5 protein-coding genes and 1 pseudogene are annotated in these 5784 nt (G+C 72.3%); 4 read left to right on the top strand and 2 right to left on the bottom strand.

Going from position 1 to position 5784, the window contains the following annotated elements:
• Nucleotides 1–169: 169 nt before the first annotated feature.
• From JHN63_RS47545 to JHN63_RS47535, 3 genes are all read left to right on the top strand, one after another.
• A complete protein-coding gene (locus JHN63_RS47545) occupies nt 170–1408 on the top strand; it encodes an ROK family protein (RefSeq protein ID WP_200691362.1) in 1239 nt (412 codons plus the stop codon).
• A 107-nt stretch (nt 1409–1515) separates the two neighbouring features.
• Nucleotides 1516–1767: a hypothetical protein gene (locus JHN63_RS47540; protein WP_200691361.1), complete on the top strand. Its 252-nt coding sequence runs from the start codon at nt 1516–1518 to the stop codon at nt 1765–1767.
• Nucleotides 1768–1776: 9 nt separating this feature from the next.
• Nucleotides 1777–2958, top strand: a complete 1182-nt coding sequence (locus JHN63_RS47535) for a flotillin family protein (RefSeq protein WP_033278511.1) — start codon at nt 1777–1779, stop codon at nt 2956–2958.
• 76 nt (nt 2959–3034) lie between these two features.
• On the opposite strand, the gene ilvY is transcribed toward JHN63_RS47535, so the two are convergent.
• On the bottom strand, nt 3035–3886 hold the full coding sequence (gene ilvY, locus JHN63_RS47530) for an HTH-type transcriptional activator IlvY (RefSeq protein ID WP_200691360.1): 852 nt from the start codon (nt 3884–3886) through the stop codon (nt 3035–3037).
• 88 nt (nt 3887–3974) lie between these two features.
• On the opposite strand from ilvY, the gene JHN63_RS47525 reads away from it, so the two are divergent.
• On the top strand, nt 3975–5444 hold the full coding sequence (locus tag JHN63_RS47525; protein ID WP_200691359.1) for a ketol-acid reductoisomerase: 1470 nt from the start codon (nt 3975–3977) through the stop codon (nt 5442–5444).
• A gap of 1 nt (nt 5445) precedes the next feature.
• On the opposite strand, the pseudogene JHN63_RS47520 reads toward JHN63_RS47525, so the two are convergent.
• Nucleotides 5446–5784 (bottom strand): annotated as a pseudogene (locus tag JHN63_RS47520) (TIGR03943 family protein); the annotation flags it as partial.

Below are 5784 nucleotides of genomic sequence, written 5' to 3'. Positions count from 1 at the left end.
GGGGGAGTTGGGGCTGAGGGGGAGACTGAACGTGACGTTGAGGGTCAGTGGCTTCTGAGTCGGCGGCGGGCTACGGAGGGGCGCGAGGCCGTATCGACAGGCGGCTCCGCCGGGTGGGCGCGCCCGGTCCCCAACGGCTCTCTCTACGGATCATGGGAGACTCCCCCTCATGAGCGGCAAGGCGGACCCCCGGCCGGCGGGGGAAGGAACCACCTCAAGGGCGAGACTGGACCGAGGACGAGGCGCGCTCGGCCCCGCCCTGGAGCTCGTGCACACCGGCCGCGCCCCCACCCGAGCCGTGCTGACCGCCGAACTGGGCGTGACCCGTGCGACGGCCGGCGCGGTCGCCGCCGAGCTGGAGGCCCTGGGCCTGATCAGGGTCGATGCCCGCCCCGGCGCGGCGGCCGGTTCGCAGGGCCGCCCCTCGCACCGGCTCGCGCTGGCCGAGGACGGCCCCGTCGTGCTCGCCGCCCAGGTGCATGCCGACGGCTTTCGCGCCGCGCTGGTCGGGCTCGGCGGGCAGATCGTGGCGACCGCGCCCGGCTGCGAGACCGTGGACGCCGACCCGGCGAAGGTGCTGGGTTCGGTCGTCGAGGCGGGCGCGGATCTGCTGCGCGAGACGGGCCGGCGCTGTGTGGGCGCCGGGCTCGCCGTGCCGTCCGCCGTCGCCGAACCCGAGGGACTCGCGCTGAACCCCCTGCACCTGGCCTGGCCCGCGGGCGCGCCGGTGCGGCGGATCTTCGCCGAGTGCGTGCGCGCGGCCGGCATCGCCGGACCGGCGTTCGCGGGCAACGACGTCAACCTCGCCGCGCTCGCCGAGCACCGGCACGGCGCGGGCCGCGGCGCCCGCGACCTGCTGTGCGTCGCGACCGGCCACCGGGGTGTGGGCGGCGCGCTCGTCCTCGACGGCCGTCTGCACACGGGGAGTTCGGGGCTCGCGCTGGAGGTCGGACACCTCACCGTCAACCCCGAGGGGCGCCCCTGCCACTGCGGCAGCCGCGGCTGCCTGGACGTCGAGGCCGACCCGCTCGCCTTCCTCACCGCCGCCGGGCGCGACCCCGGCCCCGAGGTGTCCCTGCTCCAGCAGTCCAACGACCTGATCCGCAACCACTACGACGAACCGTCCGTCCGGCAGGCCGCCGAAGCCCTCATCGACCGGCTCGGACTGGGCCTCGCCGGGCTGGTGAACATCCTCAACCCCGACCGGATCATCCTCGGCGGACTCCATCGCACCCTCCTCGACGCCGACCCCGAGCGGCTGCGCGCGGTCGTCGCCGACCGGAGCCTGTGGGGGCAGAGCGGGGGCGTTCCGATCCTCGCCTGCACCCTCGACCACAACAGCCTGGTGGGCGCCGCCGAGTTGGCGTGGCAGCCGGTGCTCGACGATCCGCTGGCGGCTCTTTCCTGACCTGGCCGATGACGCTCGGCGGACGGAATCGACGAGCCCGTTGGGACCTCGGCACAAGTGGGTCTATCGTCGGAAACCTAAGGCCAGAGGATGGAGGGCGGCCGGTGATGCCGCAGGACGAGGCCGTGATCGGATGCACGGGGAAGGTGATCATCGGGACCCGCGGGAGCGCGGGCCCCGGCGAGATCCTGGTGAGCGTCCGGGGCGGCTCCGAGACCTTCCTCGCCTGGTCGGACGATCCTCTGCCCACGGGGGCCACGGTGCTCGTCATCGAGTCGCGTGGACGGCGTGAAGTGCACGTCATCGAGTGGGTGGATCCATTGGACGCGCTGGGCGGGGACCCCGCCGGCGCTGAGTGAGGAGTACCAATGTTCGGTTACCGCGTTCCCGCCCCCGATGAGGCGATGCTGATCTCGGGTGGCAGGCGGGGACTGGGGGGCGCGCCGTTCCGAGTGGTCACGGGGCACGGAAAGTTCGTGCTCCCGGTCTTCCGCAAGACCCGTTTCCTCACGCTGTCCATGTGCGAGGCCGAGGTCACCGAGACCTGTGTGACCCGCCAGGGCATCGCGCTGCACGTCCGCGCGGTCATCGCGTTCAAGGTCGGCAACGACACCGAGAGCATCATCAACGCGGGCCAGCGCTTCCTCTCCGACCAGGACCAGATGTCGGTGCTGACCGGCCGCATCTTCGCCGGTCACCTGCGGTCCATCATCGGTTCGATGACGGTCGAGGAGATCGTCACGGAGCGGCAGAAGCTCGCCGCCGAGGTGCTGGACACGTCAAAGGTCGAGATGGCGAAGATCGGCCTGATCGTGGACTCGCTGCAGATCCAGTCGATCGACGACGGCGAGGTCGGCTACATCGAGGCCATGTCCGCGCCGCACAAGGCGGCCATCCAGCGGCAGGCCCAGATCGCCCAGGCCCAGGCCACCCAGGCCTCCGTCGAGGCGGAGCAGGTCGCGGCCCGCAACCAGGCGGAGTACGCCCGGCAGACCGCGGTGGTCAAGGCCGAGTACTCGGCCGAGGTGGACCGCGCGCAGGCGCAGGCCGCGCAGGCCGGACCGCTCGCGCAGGCCCACGCCCAGCAGGAGGTGCTGGCCGCGCAGACCGAACTGGCCCAGCGCCAGGCCGAGTTGCGCCAGCAGCAGCTCGTCGCCGAGATCGTCAAGCCGGCCGAGGCCGAGGCCCAGCGGATCAAGCTGCTCGCCATCGCCGAGGCGGACCGCATGAAGATCCAGGCCGAGGCGGCGGCCTCCTACGACCGGGTCGCGCTCGACCGGATGCTGATCGACCAGCTCCCGCAGATCGTGAAGGAAGCGGCGGGGGGCCTGGCCGGGGCCAACGTCAACGTCCTCAACGGCGCGGACGGGCTCGGCGAGATCGCGGCGGGCCTGGTCTCGCAGGGCCTCACGATCCTGGACTCCGTCCGGGGCAACCTGAGCGGCGCGGACCCCGACGGGCGTCGCCCCGGCGAGGAGGTCAAGAACCTCCTCCAGCTCCAGGCGAAGAAGGACGAGAAGAAGAACGACGGGCCGGTGGACCTCGACTAGGCGCTCCGCCGGGAGTACCGGGATGTGCGCGTCGTAGGTCCACTGCGACGCCGTCCTGGCTGGCCCCTTCGAGGTGCTACGGCGCCGTCAGGCTCCACAGCGCCGCCACCAGCGGGCGGCGCAGGTCCGCCCGCCGTACGCACAGCCCGATCGGGAACGGCTCGGGTGCCGGGGTCGCCGTGATCACCGTCAGCCGTTCCCGTACGACGCTGTTCTCCAGCACCAGGCGGGGGACCACGCCCGTTCCGCAGCCCAGGGCGACCAGCGTCAACAGCCCTTCGTGGCCGTCCGGTTCGCAGGCCACGTCGGGTGTCGTGCCCCGGGCGCGGAACCAGCGGTCGGCCGCCTCCCGCACCAACCCTCGGTGCGGGAGGACGAACGGGCCGTCGAGACCCGGATCGGGACGGTCGCGGGCGGTGACCAGCACCAGCTCGGTCACCGCGACCGTCCGGCTCACCAGCGGCTCCGGCAGCCGCGCCGGGATGCCCGCGACCGCCACGTCCACCTCACCCTCGTCGAGGCGGGCGAGCGCCGCCGCCGCGTCGCCGGTGCGCAGATCGAGCCGTACCTGTGGATGCGCGGAACGGAAGGGCGCCAACAGGTCGGGCAGCAGCGCCTGGCAGGCGGTCACCGTGGCGAACAGGGCCAGCCTGCCGGTGAGTTCGGCCGGGTCGGGATGCTCCTCGCGGTAGGCGCGCCACAACTCCATTGCCTGGACGGCGTATTCACGGAATCGGTGCCCCTCCGCCGTCAACGACACCCCGCGCGCGCCACGGTCGAACAGCCGGTGCCCGAGGTCGGCCTCCAGCCGCTGCACGGTCCGGGTGAGCGTCGCCGGACTGACATGGCAGTCGAGACTCGTCCGCCCGAAGTTCAGCGTCTGCGCCAGATGCAGGAAGAGCCGTAGCTCCCGGTGGTCGTCCCGCATACCGTGACCTGGCCCTTTCACGTCACGCAACAGCCCGCTGCGAAGGTTGCGCTTGCCGCAACACCCGCCCGGAGCCTACAACTCCACCATGACCTCGACCACGTACACCTCGGCCGTCTTCGCCCTCGAGACGATGGACGTGCCCGGCGGCACGGAGACCATCCTGCGCGGCGGCCGGCACCTCTTCCCGCTGCTCCCGCAGGCCTTCGCCGGCGTCCGCCGCATCGGCGTCATCGGTTGGGGACCACAGGGCCGCGCCCAGGCCCGCAACCTGCGCGACTCCCTCGCCGGTACGGACATCCGGGTGAGCGTCGGACTGCGCCCCGGTTCGGCGTCCGCGGCCGACGCCCGCGCCCACGGCTTCACCGAGGAGGACGGCACACTCGGCGACTGGCTCGCCGTCACCGCCGACAGCGACCTGGTGATCCTGCTGATCGCCGACGCGGCTCTCGCCGCCCACCACCAGGAGATCTTCGCGGCCCTCCGGCCCGGCGCCACCATCGGCCTCTCGCACGGCTTCCTGCTCGGCCATCTCCGGGAAACGGGTGGGGAGTTCCCGCCCGGACACGGCGTCATCGCCGTCTGCCCCAAGGGTATGGGCGACTCCGTGCGCCGGCTCTACGAGCAGGGCGCGGAGATCAACGGAGCGGGCATCAACAGCAGTTACGCCGTCCACGCCGACCCCGACGGGTACGCCACCGACCGCGCGCTCGCCTGGTCGGTCGCGCTCGGCTCGCCGTACACCTTCCGCACCACTCTGGAGAGCGAGTACCGCTCCGACATCGTCGGCGAACGCGCCATCCTGCTCGGCGCCGTCCACGGCATCGTCGAGAGTCTGTTCACCCGCCACCGCCTGGCCGGCGACGACCCGGTGACCGCGTACGAGCGCTCCTGCGAGAACGTCACCGGACCCATCGCCCGCACCATCTCCCAGGCCGGACTCCGCGCCGTCCGCGAGGAGTTGGACCCGGCCGGACGCGAGGTCTTCGACCGCGCGTACTCGGCGACCTACGGCCCCGCCCGCGAGATCCTCGCCGAGATCTACGACGAGGTCGCCGACGGCACCGAGCTGCGCAGTGTCGTCCTGGCCGAACGACGGCTCGGGGCACGGGAGATGAGCGGGATCGGCGGTTCGCCGATGTGGGCGGCCGGAGCGGAGGTCCGGGCCCGCCGGGCCGAACGGGCGCTGCCCGTCAAGCCGTTCACCGCCGGGGTGTTCGTGGCGACGATGACCGCCCAGGTCGACGAGTTCGCCGAGCGCGGCCACCCCTGGTCGGAGATCGTCAACGAGTCCGTCATCGAGGCGGTCGACTCCCTGCTGCCCTACATGCACGCACGGGACGTGGCGTACATGGTCGACAACTGCTCCCGCACGGCCCGCCTGGGCGCCCGCCGTTGGGGACCGCGGTTCCAGGCGGCCTACGAGCAGATCGCCTACCCGGCATCCGAACTCCCGCCGAACGAGGCCCTGTTGGCGGCCTTCGACACGCACCCCATGCACGAGGCGCTGGCCGCGGCGGCGAAACTGCGCCCCTCCGTGGACATCTCGGTGGTCTAGCTCAGCGCGAGGTCGGGAACGGCAGGGCGTCCTGGTAGGCGTTCACCGGCTTGGCGACCTTCTCGACGGTGACGCCGTTGAGCGCGGCCGTGGCGGAACTCGTGCCCAGGGTTCCGCTCGCGTGCCAGGTCCCGGTGATCGTCACCCAGGTGTTGGCGGCCAGGGCCGGGATGCCGTACACCCGCACCTTGATGGACTGGGCGTCCGCCGCGCAGCACGAGATCATGATCCGGGTCAGGTCCCAGTAGGTGGTGCCCTTGTCGGGCGTGACGAACCCGGTCAGCTGGACGGTGCGGCCCTTGATCGCCCGAGTGCGGTCCTGCTGGACCCGGGTGGTGAA

The sequence above is a fragment of the Streptomyces sp. MBT65 genome (assembly GCF_016612545.1).
Taxonomy (GTDB): Bacteria; Actinomycetota; Actinomycetes; order Streptomycetales; family Streptomycetaceae; genus Streptomyces.
Note: the sequence above shows the minus strand (reverse complement) of the source record. Positions and strands in the feature narration are given on the sequence as shown.

What these genes read in the sequence shown, in the direction of transcription:
- JHN63_RS47540 (WP_200691361.1), top strand. Translation starts at nt 1,516, where the DNA reads ATGCCGCAGGACGAGGCCGTGATCGGATGCACGGGGAAGGTGATCATC.
- ilvY (WP_200691360.1), bottom strand. Translation starts at nt 3,886, where the DNA reads ATGCGGGACGACCACCGGGAGCTACGGCTCTTCCTGCATCTGGCGCAG.
- JHN63_RS47535 (WP_033278511.1), top strand. Translation starts at nt 1,777, where the DNA reads ATGTTCGGTTACCGCGTTCCCGCCCCCGATGAGGCGATGCTGATCTCG.
- JHN63_RS47525 (WP_200691359.1), top strand. Translation starts at nt 3,975, where the DNA reads ATGACCTCGACCACGTACACCTCGGCCGTCTTCGCCCTCGAGACGATG.
- JHN63_RS47545 (WP_200691362.1), top strand. Translation starts at nt 170, where the DNA reads ATGAGCGGCAAGGCGGACCCCCGGCCGGCGGGGGAAGGAACCACCTCA.